The organism is Xanthobacter sediminis, assembly GCF_043195015.1.
Taxonomy (GTDB): Bacteria; Pseudomonadota; Alphaproteobacteria; order Rhizobiales; family Xanthobacteraceae; genus Xanthobacter.
In genome coordinates this window covers 18,239-35,179 of sequence record NZ_JBAFWH010000023.1, presented here as the reverse complement: position 1 = coordinate 35,179, position 16,941 = coordinate 18,239, and the positions used below count along the sequence as shown (strand labels likewise).

At 70.0% G+C, this 16,941-nt stretch carries 15 protein-coding genes; 9 read left to right on the top strand and 6 right to left on the bottom strand.

Annotated elements, in window-relative coordinates:
• On the bottom strand, window positions 1–1,131 hold a 1,131-nt coding region (locus V5F61_RS19505; protein WP_393990387.1), incomplete at its 3' end, for a DNA recombination protein RmuC.
• Window positions 1,132–1,211: 80 nt separating this feature from the next.
• Here V5F61_RS19505 and def point away from each other — a divergent pair.
• The 5 genes from def (at window position 1,212) to recN (ending at window position 6,360) form a co-directional block, all read left to right on the top strand.
• A complete protein-coding gene (def, locus tag V5F61_RS19500) occupies window positions 1,212–1,730 on the top strand; it encodes a peptide deformylase (protein ID WP_393990388.1) in 519 nt (172 codons plus the stop codon).
• 21 nt (window positions 1,731–1,751) lie between these two features.
• A complete protein-coding gene (gene fmt, locus V5F61_RS19495) occupies window positions 1,752–2,675 on the top strand; it encodes a methionyl-tRNA formyltransferase (RefSeq protein ID WP_393990389.1) in 924 nt (307 codons plus the stop codon).
• A gap of 21 nt (window positions 2,676–2,696) precedes the next feature.
• Window positions 2,697–3,434, top strand: coding sequence for a tRNA pseudouridine(38-40) synthase TruA (gene truA / locus V5F61_RS19490; protein ID WP_393990390.1), 738 nt, complete (start codon window positions 2,697–2,699; stop codon window positions 3,432–3,434).
• Window positions 3,435–3,795: 361 nt separating this feature from the next.
• Window positions 3,796–4,662: an outer membrane protein assembly factor BamD gene (locus V5F61_RS19485; RefSeq protein ID WP_393990391.1), complete on the top strand. Its 867-nt coding sequence runs from the start codon at window positions 3,796–3,798 to the stop codon at window positions 4,660–4,662.
• A gap of 6 nt (window positions 4,663–4,668) precedes the next feature.
• The gene (gene recN / locus V5F61_RS19480) at window positions 4,669–6,360 is read left to right on the top strand and encodes a DNA repair protein RecN (protein ID WP_393990392.1); all 1,692 of its coding nucleotides are present in this window, start codon (window positions 4,669–4,671) and stop codon (window positions 6,358–6,360) included.
• A 181-nt stretch (window positions 6,361–6,541) separates the two neighbouring features.
• On the opposite strand, the gene arfB is transcribed toward recN, so the two are convergent.
• The gene (arfB, locus tag V5F61_RS19475; protein WP_393990393.1) at window positions 6,542–6,964 is read right to left on the bottom strand and encodes an alternative ribosome rescue aminoacyl-tRNA hydrolase ArfB; all 423 of its coding nucleotides are present in this window, start codon (window positions 6,962–6,964) and stop codon (window positions 6,542–6,544) included.
• Window positions 6,965–7,448: 484 nt separating this feature from the next.
• Window positions 7,449–8,561, bottom strand: a complete 1,113-nt coding sequence (olsB, locus tag V5F61_RS19470) for a l-ornithine N(alpha)-acyltransferase (RefSeq protein WP_393990394.1) — start codon at window positions 8,559–8,561, stop codon at window positions 7,449–7,451.
• A gap of 354 nt (window positions 8,562–8,915) precedes the next feature.
• On the opposite strand from olsB, the gene V5F61_RS19465 reads away from it, so the two are divergent.
• Window positions 8,916–9,482, top strand: coding sequence for a hypothetical protein (locus V5F61_RS19465; protein WP_393990395.1), 567 nt, complete (start codon window positions 8,916–8,918; stop codon window positions 9,480–9,482).
• 177 nt (window positions 9,483–9,659) lie between these two features.
• Here V5F61_RS19465 and V5F61_RS19460 read toward each other — a convergent pair whose 3' ends face one another.
• Window positions 9,660–11,138, bottom strand: coding sequence for an FAD-dependent oxidoreductase (locus V5F61_RS19460; protein ID WP_393990396.1), 1,479 nt, complete (start codon window positions 11,136–11,138; stop codon window positions 9,660–9,662).
• A 104-nt stretch (window positions 11,139–11,242) separates the two neighbouring features.
• Window positions 11,243–12,037: a DeoR/GlpR family DNA-binding transcription regulator gene (locus V5F61_RS19455; RefSeq protein WP_393990397.1), complete on the bottom strand. Its 795-nt coding sequence runs from the start codon at window positions 12,035–12,037 to the stop codon at window positions 11,243–11,245.
• A gap of 323 nt (window positions 12,038–12,360) precedes the next feature.
• Here V5F61_RS19455 and V5F61_RS19450 point away from each other — a divergent pair, with 323 nt between their 5' ends.
• Window positions 12,361–12,723 carry a cupin domain-containing protein gene (locus V5F61_RS19450; RefSeq protein WP_393990398.1) on the top strand — a complete coding sequence of 121 codons (363 nt, stop codon included), beginning with the start codon at window positions 12,361–12,363 and terminating at the stop codon, window positions 12,721–12,723.
• Between the two features lie 78 nt (window positions 12,724–12,801).
• Here the strand turns inward: V5F61_RS19450 and V5F61_RS19445 are convergent, their stop codons facing one another.
• Window positions 12,802–13,311, bottom strand: coding sequence for a copper chaperone PCu(A)C (locus V5F61_RS19445; RefSeq protein ID WP_393990399.1), 510 nt, complete (start codon window positions 13,309–13,311; stop codon window positions 12,802–12,804).
• Window positions 13,312–14,053: 742 nt separating this feature from the next.
• Here V5F61_RS19445 and V5F61_RS19440 point away from each other — a divergent pair.
• Together V5F61_RS19440 and V5F61_RS19435 are read left to right on the top strand one after the other, a co-directional pair.
• Window positions 14,054–14,455, top strand: coding sequence for a DUF2946 family protein (locus tag V5F61_RS19440; protein WP_393990400.1), 402 nt, complete (start codon window positions 14,054–14,056; stop codon window positions 14,453–14,455).
• A 188-nt stretch (window positions 14,456–14,643) separates the two neighbouring features.
• A complete protein-coding gene (locus V5F61_RS19435) occupies window positions 14,644–16,875 on the top strand; it encodes a TonB-dependent receptor (RefSeq protein WP_393990401.1) in 2,232 nt (743 codons plus the stop codon).
• Window positions 16,876–16,941 lie beyond the last annotated feature (66 nt).

Below are 16,941 nucleotides of genomic sequence, written 5' to 3'. Positions count from 1 at the left end.
GGACGAAGCAGCGCCAAACTCCAGCTGCTCCAGCCGCTGCCCGCGCCGCGCGATCTTCTCCGACGACACCAGCACCTTCGCCACGTCGTCGTTCACCTGGCCGAAATGCCGCGAAAGCTCTCCCACCCGCTCCCGCAGCCGCCCCACATCCTCGACCAGCGCCCCCACTTCCGCCCGGATCCGATCCGCCTCCGCGCGCATCCGCGCATCCTTCGAGATCGCCTGAACCAACTGAACCGCGAGCATCAACAGCGACGGCGAGACCAGCACCACCCGCGCCCGGAACGCCGCCTGCACCACAGAGTCGAAATGCTCCTGGATCTCGCCGTAGACCGATTCGGAAGGCACGAAGATGAGGGCGATGTCCTGGGTCTCGCCCGGCAGCAGGTAGCGCTCGGCCACGTCGTTCACATGCTTCATGAGATCGGCCTTGAGCCGCACCGCGACGGCCTTGCGCGCCTCCGCCGAGGGCGCCTCGCGGAATGCCGTCACCGATTCCAGGGGGAATTTCGCGTCGATCACCAGCGGGCGCGCGTCGCCGGGCAGGAAGATGACGCAATCGGGCCGGCGACCATTGGAGAGCGTGTACTGGAAGGCGAAGGAATCCCGCGGCAGCCCATCGGAGACGAGAGCCTCCATGCGGGCCTGGCCGAAGGCGCCGCGGGCCTGCTTGTTGGCGAGGGTATCGCGCAGGGACACCACCTGGGCCGAGAGATCGGAGAGGCTACGCTCCGCCTTTTCCACCATCACAAGGCGCTCGGCGATGCGGGTCAGACTCTCGTGGGTGGCGCGAGCGGAAGCGCTCATGCTCTCGCCGATGCGGTGGCTGCTGGCGTCGAGCCGCTCCGCCACCGCGCGGGCAAGCTCGCTCTGGCGCTGGGAGAGCACCTCCGCCAGGCTCTGCACCCGGCCCGCCGTCTCGTGCTGGATGCGGGCGAGGTCCCGCATGCGGCGGTCGAACTCCTGGGCCCTCAGCGCTTCCTCCGCCGCACGCGTGGCGCGCCGCTCCCCCACCCGCCACAGGCCGGCGGCCGCCACGGCGAGCAGCGCCAGCAGCGTCGCAAGCGCGACGGCGAGCGCCTCTCCCGCGGAGACCGGATGACCGGCAAGGATGAACAACACATCGGACATAAGGGTCCATAGCTCGATTCGGATGCGGAACAAAGTATGAACATATTGACCGCGGCCGCAGCATCGCTTATTTCCCTGGAATGACCACGCGACCCATCCTCATCATTCCCGACAGCAAGCTGCGGACCATCTCGGAGCCCGTGGGCAAGATCGATTCCGAGACCAGGAAGCTGGTCGAGGACATGTTCGACACGATGTACGACGCACCGGGCATCGGCCTCGCGGCCATCCAGGTGGGAGTGCAGAGGCGGGTCATCACAATCGACGTCGCGCGCGACGGCGAGCCGAAGAATCCAGTCGCGCTCATCAATCCCGAAATCATCGCCTCTTCGGAAGAAGTTTCCGTGTACAGCGAGGGCTGCCTGTCCATCCCCGAATATTACGAGGAGGTGGAGCGGCCGGCGCGGGTGGCGGTGCGCTTCCAGGACGTTGAAGGCACGGTGCGCGAGGTGGAGGCGGACGGCCTGTTCGCCACCTGCGTGCAGCACGAGATCGACCACCTCAACGGCGTACTGTTCATCGATCATATCTCCAAGCTGAAGCGGGACCGGGTGATGAAGAAATTCACCAAGGCCGCGCGGCGCGAAATCGCCGGCTGACAAGGCCGCGCGGACACTCCCATGCGCATCGTCTTCATGGGCACGCCGGATTTCGCCGTGCCAACGCTCACCGAGATCGTCGGGCGCGGCCACGAGGTGGCGGCGGTCTACACCCGCGCGCCGGCCCCGGCCGGCCGGCGCGGCCTCGATCTCACCCCCTCGCCCGTGCACAAGGTGGCCGAGCGCTTCGGCCTGCCCGTGCTCACCCCCAAGACCCTGCGCACCGAAGAGGCGGCTGAAACCTTCCGCGCCCACGGGGCGGACGTGGCGGTGGTGGTGGCCTACGGCATGATCCTGCCGCCCGCCATTTTGGAGGCGCCGCGCCTCGGCTGCCTCAACCTCCACGGCTCGCTGCTGCCGCGCTGGCGCGGCGCGGCGCCCATCCAGCGCGCCATCATGGCCGGCGACAGAGAAACCGGCGTCGCCGTCATGAAGATGGAGGCGGGGCTCGACACCGGGCCGGTGGGCGTGGTGGAGCGCATTGCCATCGGCCCCGACATGACCGCCGGCGAGCTGCACGACCGCATGATGCTGGTGGGCGCCGACCTCATGGGCCGGGCGCTCTCCGCCCTGGAGCGGGGCGGCCTCGCGTTTACCCCCCAGCCGGAGGAGGGCGTCGCCTACGCTGCCAAGATCGAGAAGGCCGAGACGCGCATCGACTGGTCGCGGCCGGCGCAGGAAGTGCACGACCGCATCCGCGGCCTCTCACCCTTCCCCGGTGCCTGGTTCCCTCTGGGCGAGCCGGAAGCGCGGGTGAAGGTGCTGCGCTCCACCCTGGCCGAGGGCGCAGGCGCGCCGGGTGAGGTGGTGGACGAACACCTCGCCGTCGCCTGCGGGGACGGCGCCGTGCGGCTCATCGAGCTCCAGAAGGCGGGCAAACAGCCCGTGGCGGCAGACGCCTTCCTGCGTGGGAACGCGGTGCCCCCCGGCGAACGGCTCGCCTGAGCGCCGGTCCATCAGCCCTTCATGCCCCGCTACAAGCTCACCATCGAATATGACGGCACCCCGTTCGCCGGCTGGCAGATCCAGGCGGACCTGCCGACCGTGCAGGGGGTGCTGGCCCAGGCGTTCGAGCGCTTCACCGGTGAGAAGGTGCAGGTTTCCGGTGCCGGCCGCACCGATGCCGGCGTGCACGCCACCGGCCAGGTCGCTCATGTGGACCTCACGCGCGAATGGCGCACCGACACCGTGCGCGACGCCATGACCGCGCAGCTGCGCCCGCACCCGGTGGCCGTGCTCCACGCCGAGCAGGTGGCGGAGGCATTCGACGCCCGCTTCTCGGCCACGAAGCGGCACTATCTCTATCGCATCGTGAACCGCCGCCCCGATCTCGCGCTCGACCGCGACCGGGCGTGGCGCATTCCCCAGAAGCTCGATGCCGAGGCCATGCACGCGGCGGCGCAGCGGCTGCTCGGCAGGCACGATTTCTCCACCTTCCGCGCCGCCGAATGCCAGGCGGCCTCCCCGCTGAAAACCCTGGACCAGCTCGACGTGGCGCGGACGGGCGACGAGATCCGCGTGGTCACGTCCGCGCGGTCCTTCCTGCACCATCAGGTGCGCTCCATGGTGGGCTCTCTGATGCGGGTGGGCGAGGGCCGCTGGAGCGCGGATGACCTGGAAGCGGCGCTGAAGGCCGCCGACCGCACCCGCTGTGGCCCCATGGCGCCGGCGTGCGGGCTCTATCTCGCGGCGGTGAGCTATTGAGGGCGCCCGTTGCCGCGCCGCAACAGCGCGCGCCCATGACGGCATGCGCGCTGCTTCGCCACAATGCGGACCGAAAGGACCGATACCGCAAACGTGAACACGGCGCGGCGCCACCTGCAGCCGCCGATGGATCGGAGCGGCTGCCGGCGGGACGGAAGTGGACGGCCGGGCGCCCTCCCTTTCGTCAGGCCGGGATCCTGCTAAAAGGCGCGCTCGGGAGGCATGGCGCCCGTTCGCGCGAAGGCGGTGCGGCGACGCAGGCGCTTGAGCAATGAGGCCTGGTGCATTTTGCCGGTTCATCGACCGGCGGGAATGTTCTAGAAAAGCGGCGCCATCCGGCGCGGGACGGAACCTGATCGTGATGACTTTCATCGACACGGCACAGCGCGTGCGCGCGATCGTCAAGGGCAAGGGCCGGGCTTTCGGCCTCGCCCTGGTGCTGGTGGGCGGCTCGCTGCTCTCCGCCTGCGCCAGCGACAAGGACGACGTGATCCCGCCCGACGAGCCGGCCGAGAAGATCTACAACGAGGGCCTCACCCTGCTGCGCAAGCAGGAGCCGGAGCGGGCCGCCAAGCGCTTCGAGGACGTGGACCGCACGCACCCCTATTCGGAATGGGCGCGCAAGTCGCTCCTCATGACCACCTACGGTTATTTCGAGGCCGGCAAGTACGACGAGGCCATCGCCTCCGGAAAGCGCTATGTCTCGCTGTATCCCGGCTCGCAAGATGCCGCCTATGCGCAATATCTGGTGGCCTCCTCGCTCTACGAGAACATCCCGGACATCACCCGCGACCAGCGCAAGACCCGCCAGGCTCTCGATGCCCTGGAAGAGGTCATCCGCAAGTATCCAAACACCGAATACGCCGCGACCGCCAAGAAGAAGATCGAGGTGGCACGTGACCAGCTGGCCGGCAAGGAGATGCTGGTCGGCCGCTACTATCTGGAGCAGCGCAACTACACCGGCGCCATCAACCGCTTCAAGGTGGTGGTGACACAATACCAGACCACCCGGCAGGTGGAGGAAGCCCTGTTTCGCCTCACCGAGGCCTACATGGCGCTCGGCATCGTGAATGAGGCGCAGACCGCCGCCGCAGTACTGGGCTACAATTTCCCCGACAGCCAGTGGTACAAGGACGCTTACAAGCTCGTGAAGTCCACCGGCACCGAGCCGCAGGAAAACAAGGCGTCCTGGATCAGCCAGGCGTTCAAGAAGATGGGACTCGGCTGATCCTCCATGCTGGCATCGCTCTCGATCCGGGACATCGTCCTCATCGAGAAGCTCGATCTCACCCTGTCGGACGGCCTCACCGTCCTCACCGGTGAGACCGGGGCGGGGAAGTCCATTCTGCTCGATTCCGTGTCCCTCGCCCTGGGTGGGCGCGGTGACGGGTCGCTGGTGCGGCATGGCCAGGCCAAGGGGCAGGTGACCCTCGCCTTCGACCTCGAGCCCGAGCATCCCGCCCGCGCCGTCCTCGCTGCCGCCGACCTGCCGGACGAGGACCAGCTCATCATCCGCCGCACCCAGATGGCGGACGGGCGCACCCGCGCCTCCGTGAACGACGCCGCCGTGAGCGTGCAGACCCTGCGCCTCATCGGCGCAAGCCTCGTGGAGCTGCACGGCCAGCACGCCGACCGCGCCCTGGTGGACCCCGCCACCCATCGCGCCCTGCTCGACGCCTACGGCGGGCTCAGCGCCGATGTCGCCGCCCTCGGCGGCCTGTGGCGCCGTTGGCGCGACGCGCGCGACGCCGCCCGCGAGGAACGCACCCGCCTCGCCGCGGCGGAAAAGGAAGCCGACTTCATCCGCCACGCCGTGGAGGAGCTTTCCGAACTCGGCGCGGAGGCCGGAGAGGAAGCCACCCTTTCCGAGCGGCGCAGCGCCATGATGCGCGCGGAGAAGATCGCCACCGACCTTTCCGAGGCGCTGAATGCGGTGGGCGGCGGCGGCTCGCCCATTCCCTCCCTCTCGGCGGCCGTGCGGCGGCTGGAACGCCGCGCCGGCGATTCGCAGGAACTGATCCGTCCCGCGGTCGAGGCCATAGACCAGGCGCTCGACGCCCTGGAGTTGGCGCGCGGGCACCTGGAAAACGCGCTCGCCGACGCGAACTTCGAGCCTCGCGAGCTGGAGCGCATCGAGGAGCGACTGTTCGCCCTGCGCGCCGCCTCCCGCAAATATGCCGCCGCGCCCGATGCCCTGCCGGAGATCGCCGCGCGCTTCTCCGCACAGCTCGAACAGCTCGACCAGTCCGAGGCCCGCCTCGCGCGGCTCGATGCGGCGGAGGCGGAAGCGGAAGGCGCCTATCGCGCGGCGGCCGAGGCGCTCTCGCGCGCCCGCGCGGGCGCGGCGCTGGCGCTGGATGCAGCAGTGGGGGCGGAGCTGCCGCCACTCAAGCTGGAGCGGGCCGAATTCCTCACCCGCGTCACGCATGATCCCCAGTCGGCGGGCGCCGAAGGGCATGATGCCGTGGAGTTCTGGGTGCGGACCAATCCCGGCAGCCGGCCCGGCCCCATGATGAAGGTGGCTTCGGGAGGCGAGCTCGCCCGCTTCCTGCTGGCGCTCAAGGTGGTTCTGGCCGATCGCGGCTCGGCACCGACCCTCATCTTCGACGAGATCGACACCGGAGTGGGCGGCGCGGTGGCCGATGCCATCGGGCAGCGGCTGGCCCGTCTCTCGCAAAGGGTGCAGGTGCTGTGCGTGACCCATGCGCCGCAAGTGGCCGCGCGGGCGCGCCATCACCTGCTGATCGCGAAGAATGCAACCCCGGCCGGCGAGGCCGAGGCCCCGCCCGAGGCGCCGGTGACCACCAAGGTGGCGGCTCTCACCCCGGCCCTGCGACGCGAGGAGATCGCCCGCATGCTGGCCGGCGCCACCGTCACCAGCGAAGCACGTGCTGCCGCCGACCGCCTGCTGAAAGCGGCGCGCTGAGACTGAGCCCCATCCCTGGCTGCCTCCGGCGGAGTTTTGCCCAAGACCCGCGCGGGCGCGGCCACCGGCCTTGAGAACAGCACGAGGGGCCTTGGCGTGAAACGCGAACGGCGCGCCCTTCGACATGAGCCATCCGCCCCCAAATGCGCCGCCCCGTCGCAGACCGTCGGAGGTTCGGTCGTCAATCGGCGTGGGGCTTGTCGCGGCGCAGGCTCTTGATCTGGCCGCGGCGCTCCTTGGCGGCGAGGCGACGCTCCTTGGAGCCCAGGGTTGGACGCGTGGGCCGGCGGGGCGGCGCCACCACCGTGGCCGCACGGATCATCTCCACCAGCCGTTCCACGGCATCCTCGCGGTTGCGCTCCTGGGTGCGGAAGCGCTGCGCCTGGATGACGATAATACCTTCCTGGGTGAGCCGCCGGCCGGCAATGCGGGCAAGCCGCTCCTTCACGCCATAGGACAGGTCCGGCGAGCGGGCCATGTGGAAGCGCAGCTGCACCGCGCTCGACACCTTGTTCACATTCTGGCCGCCCGGTCCCGAGGCGCGCACGAAGGCGAACTCGATGTCATCCTCGGAGATGGCGAGGCGGGGCGTGATCTCGATCATGGCGCATCCGGGCGGCTGGAGGCCGCACCCTACCGCGATTTTACGGGCGGCGGATACCGGGCCGCGCGGGAAAGAATGTGGCCGGGAGTATAACGGCGCGCCTCCCCCGGGACATGTGGCGGAACGCACCTCCTCGCGGGATACCGTGCGCGCCCGAACCTTGCGGGGCAGGCGGTGTCACCAGCTCTTTGGGACGACCGACACTGTGTACGGGCCAGCGACCACAGCTGCGCCGTTCAGGGAGGATGGCGATCCTCGCGCGAGGATCGAAAACCAAAGTGGAGCGCAGAACAGGTTCGACCGCCACGCGCGTGCGCGCGGCGGCGTTCCTCCCAGTTACTTAGGCATGACGCCCCCGAGGCGGAGCCCGTGGACAGAGCACCCCGCCCTGCTTCCGGAGCGGACGCCAGCCCCCGGCATCTGGTCACATGCACTCGCCACTGACCGCGGCGACGCCGACCCGTTCCTCACCGGCCCCGCCGGATCAGATGGCGTGGCGATTTGCAGTAGGACCGAAGTGCTCCACATAGCGCGGGCTGATGATGGAGACGGGCAGGATGATCATCACGTCGGTGGTGCCGAACTGGCGGTCCACCACCGCGCCGTCGCCCACGAAGCCGCCAAGCCGCAGGTAGCCCTTCACCAGAGGCGGCAGGCTTTGCAGCGCGGCCTTGGGCGAGATATCCGCCTTGGCGATGCGGTTCATCTCCACCCGCCGGCCGGGCAGCGCGCTGGCGCGCCATTCCTCGGGCGCCAGCGCGTTGTGGTGCAGGAAGGAAAGCGGCAGCGCGAGCGCGGCGGGGTCGGTGCCCTCCAGGCTGGCGCAGCCGAACATCACGTCGATCTTGTTGCGCAGCACGTAGGACCACACCCCGTGCCACAGCAGTTCCACCGTGCGCTTGTTGCGGTAGGACTTCAGCACGCAGGAGCGGCCCAGCTCCAGGAAGTTGAGATGCGGGTGCGCGGCGATGATGGGCGCCACATTGAACTCACCCTGGGTGTAGAAGCCGCCGTGGCGCATGGCCACGCTCTGCCTGAGCACGCGGTAGGTGCCCACCACCTTGGGCTTGCGACGGCCGAGCACCATCTTGCCGGCCTCGTAGTCCAGCACCAGGAGGTGGTCGCAGATGGCGTCGAAGCTGTCCATGTCGCGCCGCGCGAGGCGGGTTGCGGCGTCCGGCACGGCGGACATTTCCTCGTAGAAGACCTTGTAGCGCAGGCGCTGGGCGCGGCGCACGTCGCGCGCGGTGCGGGCCAGGCGCACCTCCAGCGGGCCGAGGCGCCCGAGCACCAGGGTCTCGTCGCCCGGCACCGCCTCGCGGTGGCGGATACCCGAATAGGCGCGCAGGTCCGCCACCAGCTTTTGCGGCGCCGGCAGCGGCGGGCGGCCGGAAAGCTCGGCCTTGGGCTTCTCGAAGAAGAAGGGAAAGGGCGCGTCGCGGCCGAACAGGGGCGGACGCTTGTCGGCGCCGTCGACGGCCTTGAAGCCGGGCCAGCGGGCGAAGCTTTCCTTGGCCACCTCGCGCGCGGCATCGAACCCCCGGCCCACCATGGCCGGCAGGTTGAAGCCGGCTTCCGTTTCACCGATGCGCTTCATGCCTCGCCCTCCCCCGGCCGCCGCTGGCGATGAAACCGCCATCCCGAGGGCCGCCCACCCTTTTGGTGCCGTCTCAAACCGTGGCGAATGCCCCGCGCGGCCGGCTCGTTCCTCGGCGCGTGCCACGGACACGCATCCGAATGTGAACGTTACATTCACCATAGATTTCATACGCGCATGTGACAATGGTTTCCGCGTGTTGTCACGGCCTTAAGCCTGCCCGGCGGTTGCCGCGAGGGGATGGTTGTGACACCCGAGGGGAATCTGGCTTTATCGCACGGCGGCGCGCGAACCGGCGGGGCCGGGGCGCCGCATTGGGGGGTTATGATGAAAGTTCGTGTCCTGGCGGCGGCCGTGTCCGCCCTTGTCCTGCTGGGCGCCGGTGGCGCCAGTGCCCAGCCGCAGCCGACGGCGACCGAAACCGCCACCATCGACGGCGTGGGCACCGTGCCAGTGTTCGTGTACCAGGCGCGGTTCGTCTCCGCCGACCCCGCCACCCGGCGGGTGGTGCTGGAGCTGCCCAACGGCAAGCGCTGGGCTGTCGTCGCGCCGCCAATCCTGGGCGACCTCGACGCCTACCGCAACAGCGAGCGACTGCTCATCCGCGTGGTGCCCGGCGTGGTCACCGGCCTCGGCAAGGCGCGCCAGGGCACGCCAGGCGAGGTGCTGAGCGAGGTCGCCATCAACGACGGCCTGCCCGGCTGGCCGGAAGGCTTCGGCATCCGCGCGGTCACGCTCACCACCATCTTCGTGGACGTGAACAAGCAGGCCGGCACCGTCACCTTCGAGGGACCGGACGGCGGCGTGCGGACCCTGCGCGCGGTCGATCCCAAGGTGCTGGCCGACCTGCAGCAGGTCCAGCCCGGCGATCTCGCGCAGATCAGCTACCTCGAAGGCATTGCCATCAACGCAGGCCGCTGAGTCGGCCAGGGCGGAGGCGGGGCGCGGCGCGCCCCGCCCTTGTTCCCGCAGCTTGGCGCGGCCGAAAGCCTCATGCAGAGGGGCGGCGCCCCCGGCTCATGGGCGGTCAGCGAAGCCCACGCGGCGTGTGATCGAGACCTGACACCGCCGGTCAAGGATCGGAACCAACCGGCGGCGTCAGGGCGCGCCGGCCGCCAAACGGTCCAGATGGGCGTCCACCAGGGCCCAGTCATCATCGCTCGCCGCCATCGCGAGGTAGCCATCCGGCCGCACCAGCGCGATGCCATGACCGGCGGCCTGGGGGCGGATGTGCGGGTCGAGCAGGGCGCGATGGTGGATCTCTGCCGGGATCTCGGCCACCCCGGGCGCCCGCAGGGTGAAGCGGGGCGTGTCCCCGGCACCATAGGCCTCCTCGCCCGCCACTGGTGGCATGCGGGCCCCAGGCCGCGGGCCCGTGCCTCCGGCCGGTCCGTTCAGCGGGCTCGCGGAATAGCCGGTTGAGATCTCCATCATCTGGCTTTCCACCGCGTGGCGGATGGCCGGCAGGCCCAGCATGAAGTGGGCCACCGCGTTGCGCAGCTCCCGGCCCACGGGATTGGAGATCGTCGCCACCTGGGTGAGCCGCCCCGAGGCAGCGATCACCTCCGCGGCCACTGCCCGGCGCTCGATGTCGTAGCTGTCGAGCAGCGCCGAGGCCGCGCCCCTGCCGTGGCAGACCAGCGCCAGCTTCCACGCGAGGTTGATGGCGTCCTGCATGCCTGTATTCATGCCCTGCCCGCCGGCCGGGCTGTGCACATGGGCCGCGTCTCCCGCCAGGAACACCCGCCCCACGCGATAATGCACCGCCTGCCGCTCGTTGATGCGGAAGGCGGAGGTCCAGTCCGGCGCGCCCAGGGTGATGCCCCCCGGCCCGCGCCGGTCCACGAGCGCCTGGAAGCCCTCCGCCGTGGGCGGCATGGGCGGCGCCCCGCGCGAGCGGCCGAGGGCGGCGATGAAGCGGCAGCGGCCGGCGCCCAGCGGAAGAAACACGATGGGCCCTTCCGCATGCCAATAGGTGGCGATCTCGCTTTCAGGACAGGGCATACCGGACGGCCGGAAATCGCCCAGCGCCCAGTCGCTGTCCAGAGTATTCCCGGCGAAGGCGAGGCCGAGCGCGTGGCGCACCTGGCTGTGGGCGCCGTCGCAGGCGACGAGCCAGGAGAAGCGCGCGCTTTCCGTGCGGCCGTCCGGATGACGCAGGCTCGCGGTCACGCCCGTGCCGTCCTGCCGGAAGGCGGCGAGCGCCACCCCCCGCTCAGGCGCGACGCCGAAAGCGGCGAGCTGGCGCTCCAGCACGGTCTCGGTCTCGCGCTGTGGCAGCATGAGCGCGAAGGGATAGGGGGTGTCGATGCCGTCGAGGGCAATGCGCGCCAGCGCCTCCCTGCCGGCGACGATGTGGGCGGAGGTGACCTTGTTGCCACGCGCGACGAGGTCGGCGCTCACCCCGGCCCGATCGAGCAGCTCCAGCGTGCGCGCCCACACCACCACGGCGCGGGAGGTCTCCACCGGCGCGGGGCTGCGCTCCACCAGCCGCACCGGCACCTTGTAGCGCGCCAGCTCCAGCGCCGCGGCAAGGCCCACCGGGCCGGCACCGACGATGAGAACGGTTTCCGTCATCCGTACGCTCCCCGTTCGCCCGCGCGGGCGATCGCTGACACAACATCCCGCCCGCTGGGACGGCCCTTCACAGAAGACACCCGGCCGCGCGCAGGCGGCGGGCCTCAGGCCCCGGCGCCCTCAGCCGGGGCCTTGGCGGCCACCGGCGGCGTGAGGATGCGCACGCCCGCGGCGCGGCAGCGCGAGGCGAATTCCGGCGGCGGCGGGCCATCCGACACGATGGCGTCGATGGCGGAGAGCTGGCACACCTTCACCGGCGCCTCGCGGCCGAACTTGGTGCGGTCGGCGATCACCCAGGCCTCCTGGGCCTGCTGCATGGCGGCGCGGGCGAACTCCGCCTCGAACAGGTGGAAGTCGCCCAATTCGCCCGCGAGGGTGATGCCGCCCACGGAGATGAAGGCGTAGCGCACCTGGAACTGGCGGATGAAATCGATGGTGGAGGGGCTCATGGCGGAGCCGTCCTCCCCGCCCAGCTCGCCGCCCGACATGAACACCCGGTTGCCGTTCTTCGAGGCGAGCCGGTGGGCGATCTGCACCGAGTGCGTCACCACTGTGAGGCGGGAATGGCCCGAGAGGGCATCGGCCACGTAGGCGGAGGTGGTGCCGTTGTCGAGGATGAGGCTGTCGCCGTCCTGCACATGGTCGCGCACAATGGCGGCCACCGCCCACTTGGCCTCGTTGTTCACGTGCATGCGGCGCTGGAAGGGCGGCTCCTCCGCCACTTCGGGGATCATGATGCCGCCATGGAACCGCAGCAGCGTGCCGTCCTCGATGAGGGGCTGAATGTTGCGGCGGATGGTTTCGGTGGATACGGACAGGCGCGAGGCGAGCTCGGCGATGGAATAACTGCCCTTGGCCCGCACCACCTGGAGGATGTCGTTCTGACGCTTGAGGGACATGGATCGACCACGCTTTCCGGAGCCGTGACGCGGGCCGCGCGGCCGGATGTTGCGATGAATGCCACAAACCGGCGCCCATGTCAGGCTCACCGGCACGAAATATGGGCATTGTCTTGTGGCTTGGCCGCCGATCCCCGGTGATTCACGCGCGGCGCCGCCATGGCAGGGTGCCCTGCGAGACCGCGACGCGGGCTGAAGCCGCAAATTTCCACATAATAACACGAATAATAATGATATTCGTGGCCATGACCGCACATCGTTTGACTTCGGGCGTGGTGCATGCTTGCCTTTGCGGCTCTTGGCCGGCATGCGAGACGACGACAATGGCACCGATCAGGCTGGCGCGCGCCCCGCTCGTCGGGGACGACGGGCCGAAGACCCGCTGGTTCACCGCGCCCGCCGCGGAAGGCTGGAGCGGGCCCGTCATGATGGAATGGGCGCTCACGGGCGAAGCGTGGACCGATTCCCACGTCCATGACGAGTTCGCCTACGTGCTGGAAGGCCGCCTGCTCGTCACCTGCGACGGCGAGACCGTGGAGGCCACCGCCGGCGACATGGTGAAGGTGCCGGCCGGCGCCGTGGCCCGCTACTGGGCCCCGGAGCACGCCCGCATGCTCGGCATCTACGCGCCCAACCCCGATGGCGCCCCCACCACCCACATGGCCTACGAGAAGCTCGGCGGCTGAGGCTTTCGCCGCGAGGCACCGAGGGCGCGCCTTTCGGGAGGTTCGCGGGGCCGCCGGCGCGGCCCCGCGGATGAAAGCTCACTGGCCGGAGTGCTCGTGGCCGGTGGCGCCGGCGCCCACGCCCTCCACCTTGAACTGCACCGGCACGGTGCCGGCCTTCTCGAAGGTGAGGGTGCCGTCCACCATCTCGCCTTCCTTCAACGGCTGCTTCAGCTGCATGAGCATGATGTGGTAGGAGCCGGGCTTCAGCGCCACGGTGGCGCCACCGGGGATGGCGAGGCCATCCGGCAGCGGGCGCATGGTCATCACGCCATTGGTCATGGCCATCTCGTGGATCTCCACCCGGCCCGCCACCGGCGAGGCGGCGGAGAGCAGGCGGTCGGGCGTCGCGCCCGTGTTCTTCAGCACCACATAACCGCCGCCGACAGTGGCGCCGCCCGGCGTCGCGCGCGCCCAGGGATGGTCGATCACGATGGCGCCGGCCTTGTACTCGTGCGCCGTCACCGCCGGAGCCGCGAGCCCCAGCAGGCCGAGCGAGAGCGCTGCGGCGGCGGAAGCCTTGCGGAAGATGTGGAACGGACTGGACATGATGGAACTCCTCGCGCGCCCCCTCTGGCGGGGTGGCGCGGCTGGCCGCGCACACGGGTGCGCTGGCACGAATGAAGAAAGACGTGAATAGGCAGGGGTTCAGGCCGGGGCCCGCGGCGGGGCGCGTGCCAGGTGGGCGCTGCGACGCCATGCGGGCGGCTGCCCCTCTTCGACCGGCCCGAGCCACGAAAGCCGCGCGAACGCGCGCTGCGGCAACGCCGGCACCTCCGCCGGAGGCACCGGCCCCATCGCTGTGAGCAGGACGCAACCGAGGAGGCAGCAGGCCGGCAGCGCGCCGCCCGACGCGGGGGCATCGGCGGCGCCTCCCACGCCGGCGCTGGGACGGCAGAGGGGGACCCCCGGCCCCCCGGCGAGAGCGGGCCCGGCCGCGAGCGCGGCAGCGGCGCCGGCCAGCACGAGCTGCACCACCAGCGCATAGGCAAGGGCCAGCGCCGTCCAGCCCCGCCACGCGGCGGGCCGTACGGGCGCGCTGTGCCTGAATGCCGGAACGCTTTCCACCCCGCTCGCGCCCTGCCCTGCCATGACCCGCCTGATTGCGGGTGCTCGCGCAGAGCACACCCAAGCCGGGGCCCCGCGTCAAGCCGCCGATGCGCCCAGGATGCACGGTGCTGTGCACAGGTGCCGCGTCCGCCCCGTCCCGCCGCTCGTGGAGGCAGGCGGGGCCGCGCCCCTGTTTCCTCCCGTCATCTGCCGTGCTAGCCAAAGCAGCGGGGATGGGGAGATGATCGGGCGGCATTCACAATTCAGCATGTGGCGGAAGGGGGTGGCCTGGGCCGCCGCCTATGCGCTCGTGCTCCAGGTCATGCTGATGAGCGCGCTGGGCGCGGGCCTTGCCGGCCGTGCGCTGGACGGCGCCACAGGGCTGGCCGCCCTCGCCTCCACGCCATTGTGCGTCAACGGCCAGCCCGGCGGGGACGATGACGCGCCGGCCAAGGCCGCGGCCCATTGCCCGCTGTGCCTCTCCCGCGTCGATGCAGCGGTGCTGCCGCCGCCGGTCGCGACGCCGGAGCTGGACCGCTACGCCATCGAGCTGCACTACCGGGTGCTGGTGCGCGAGGGCCTGCGGGCCGCAGCACCGCAGCACCGCCCCCACCAGCCCCGCGCGCCCCCGGCATTCGCCTGATCCGCGCCGGGCCGCACCCGCTGCGGCCTCATCTCGACACATCCTTCCGAACCTGACCGGTGCGCCTGCGGCCGCCGCGCGGGACCGGCACGAGCACCCACGGAGCCCTGCTCCGGGACGGGCCGTGCCGGCACGCGCAGCCGCAGCCTGACGCCCACAGGCGCGAAGGCACGCACCCTGGAAAACCCATGACGACACGACGCCTTCCCCTGCCCCGCGCGCAGCGCCTTTCGCGTGCGCTGCTGAGCCCCGCCCTCGCTCTCCTCTCCCCGCTCGCAGCCCTGCCAGCAGCCGCGCAGGGCCTGCCGCAGGATGATGCCTCCCCGCTGCCCGCGGTGGTGGTGCGCCCGCCCGAGGGCGGCTCCGCCGCCTCCGGCGACGGCGGCTTCCTGCCGGCGGACACCGCCGTCATCTCGGGGGCGCAGGCCGCGGCCGCCACCCTCTTCACCAGCGATTCAGGCGCCCTCATCGCCGGCATTCCCGGCGGCGCCGCCTGGGGCGCGGGCGGGGTCTCCAGCCTGCCGGCGGTGAACGGCATGGGGGCGGACCGGGTGCAGGTGGCCATCAACGGGATGATCTTCAGCCCCGCCTGCCCGAACGAGATGAACCCGCCCATGTCGTTCATGAACCCGGCGATGATCTCCACCACCAAGGTCTACTACGGCACCGCGCCGGTGAGTGTCGGCGGCGACTATACCGGCGCCAAGGTGGACGTGACCCTTGCCCCGCCGCGGTTCACCCCCGGCGACAAGCTCCAGGTCTCCGGCTCCGTCTCCGGCTTCTACCGCTCCAACGGCAATTCCTACGGCGTGGATGCCAATGCCACCGTCTCGAACGCCGACACGAGCGTGACTTATACCGGCGGCTGGGCCAAGGCGAGCGACTATACTTCCGGCAATGGCACCACCATCAAGTCCACCATGTACGAGACGCAGAACCACGCGCTCTCGATCTCGAAGAAGCTCCAGGACAACCTCTTCACCGTGCAGGTGGGCGGGCAGTTCATCCCCACCGAGGGCTTCGTGAACCAGTATATGGACCTGGTGGAGAACAAGAGCCTGTTCGTGAACGGCCGCTACGAGGGCCTGTTCGACTGGGGCAAGCTGGAGGCCACATCCTTCTTCAACCGCATCCGCCACACCATGGGCTTCATCGCGCCCGACAAGGACGGCGACATGCCCATGGACACCCGCTCCACCGATCTCGGCTACACGGTGAAGGCGACGGTGGGCCTCAGCCAGGACACGCTCATGCGCATCGGCAACGAGCTGTTCTACAACGGCCTCGACGACTGGTGGCCGGCGGTGGCGGGCTCCATGATGATGGGCCCGGACACCTTCTGGAACATCAACGACGGCCAGCGCCTGCGGGTCGGCACCTATGCCGAGTGGGAGAAGGAGCTGGCCGACCGCTGGACCACAGTGCTCGGCCTGCGCAACGACATCGTGTGGATGAACACCGGCGACGTGCAGGGCTACAACGCCATGATGTACGGCGCCCAGGCCGCCGCCTTCAACGACCAGAGCCACGCCCGCACCGACATCAATTTCGACGCATCCGCCGTGCTGCGCTACGAGGCGAGCGCCTTCAGCCTCTACGAGCTGGGCCTCGCCCGCAAGACACGCTCGCCCAACCTCTACGAGCGCTATGCGTGGTCCACCAACGCCATGGCCATGAAGATGATCGGCTGGTTCGGCGACGGCAACGGCTATGTGGGCAACATCGACCTGGAGCCGGAAGCCGCCCACACCCTCTCCTTCACCGCCGACTGGCATGACGACGCGCAGAAGGTGTGGCAGCTCAAGGTTTCGCCCTACTACAGCTATGTCGTGGATTATATCGATGCCGACCGCTGCGACCAGACGGCCTGCCTCAGGAGCCTGCCGGGCAACCTCACCACGCGCGACAACTTCGTCTACCTGCAGTTCGCCAACCACGACGCATGGCTCTACGGCGTCAACGTGGACGGCCGGCTGGCCCTGTGGGACAGCGACACCTTCGGCCAGGGCGCCTTCCGAGGCAGCCTGAACTTCGTGCAGGGGCAGCGCACGGACGGCGTGAACCTCTACCACATGATGCCGCTCAACGGCACGGTGGCGGTGGACAACCGGCTGGGCAACTGGACCACCAGCCTGGAGCTGCAGATGGTGGCCGCCAAGGTGCTGGTGAGCCAGGTGCGCAACGAGCTGGAAACCGGTGCCTACGCCCTGCTCAATTTCCGCACCTCCTACGAGTGGCAGATGCTGAAGGTGGATTTCGGCATCGAGAACATCCTCGACACCGAATACGACCTGCCCCTCGGCGGCGCCAACCTCGTGAACTATCAGGTGCCGTCCATGATGGGCTCCAGCGCTGCCTGGGGCTATCCGGTGGCCGGCATGGGCCGCTCCATCAACACGCGGGTGACGCTGAGGTTCTGAACCGCGCCCCGCGCGAACGAAAACGGGCGGCCTTCCGGCCGCCCGTCCATCCATGCCCGGCGGGCG

Coding starts and splice junctions, on each gene's coding strand:
- olsB (WP_393990394.1), bottom strand. CDS start 8,561: ATGAAGCGCATCGGTGAAACGGAAGCCGGCTTCAACCTGCCGGCCATG.
- fmt (WP_393990389.1), top strand. CDS start 1,752: ATGCGCATCGTCTTCATGGGCACGCCGGATTTCGCCGTGCCAACGCTC.
- V5F61_RS19450 (WP_393990398.1), top strand. CDS start 12,361: ATGGCACCGATCAGGCTGGCGCGCGCCCCGCTCGTCGGGGACGACGGG.
- V5F61_RS19435 (WP_393990401.1), top strand. CDS start 14,644: ATGACGACACGACGCCTTCCCCTGCCCCGCGCGCAGCGCCTTTCGCGT.
- V5F61_RS19460 (WP_393990396.1), bottom strand. CDS start 11,138: ATGACGGAAACCGTTCTCATCGTCGGTGCCGGCCCGGTGGGCCTTGCC.
- truA (WP_393990390.1), top strand. CDS start 2,697: ATGCCCCGCTACAAGCTCACCATCGAATATGACGGCACCCCGTTCGCC.
- V5F61_RS19445 (WP_393990399.1), bottom strand. CDS start 13,311: ATGTCCAGTCCGTTCCACATCTTCCGCAAGGCTTCCGCCGCCGCAGCG.
- V5F61_RS19440 (WP_393990400.1), top strand. CDS start 14,054: ATGATCGGGCGGCATTCACAATTCAGCATGTGGCGGAAGGGGGTGGCC.
- recN (WP_393990392.1), top strand. CDS start 4,669: ATGCTGGCATCGCTCTCGATCCGGGACATCGTCCTCATCGAGAAGCTC.
- V5F61_RS19485 (WP_393990391.1), top strand. CDS start 3,796: ATGACTTTCATCGACACGGCACAGCGCGTGCGCGCGATCGTCAAGGGC.
- def (WP_393990388.1), top strand. CDS start 1,212: ATGACCACGCGACCCATCCTCATCATTCCCGACAGCAAGCTGCGGACC.
- arfB (WP_393990393.1), bottom strand. CDS start 6,964: ATGATCGAGATCACGCCCCGCCTCGCCATCTCCGAGGATGACATCGAG.
- V5F61_RS19455 (WP_393990397.1), bottom strand. CDS start 12,037: ATGTCCCTCAAGCGTCAGAACGACATCCTCCAGGTGGTGCGGGCCAAG.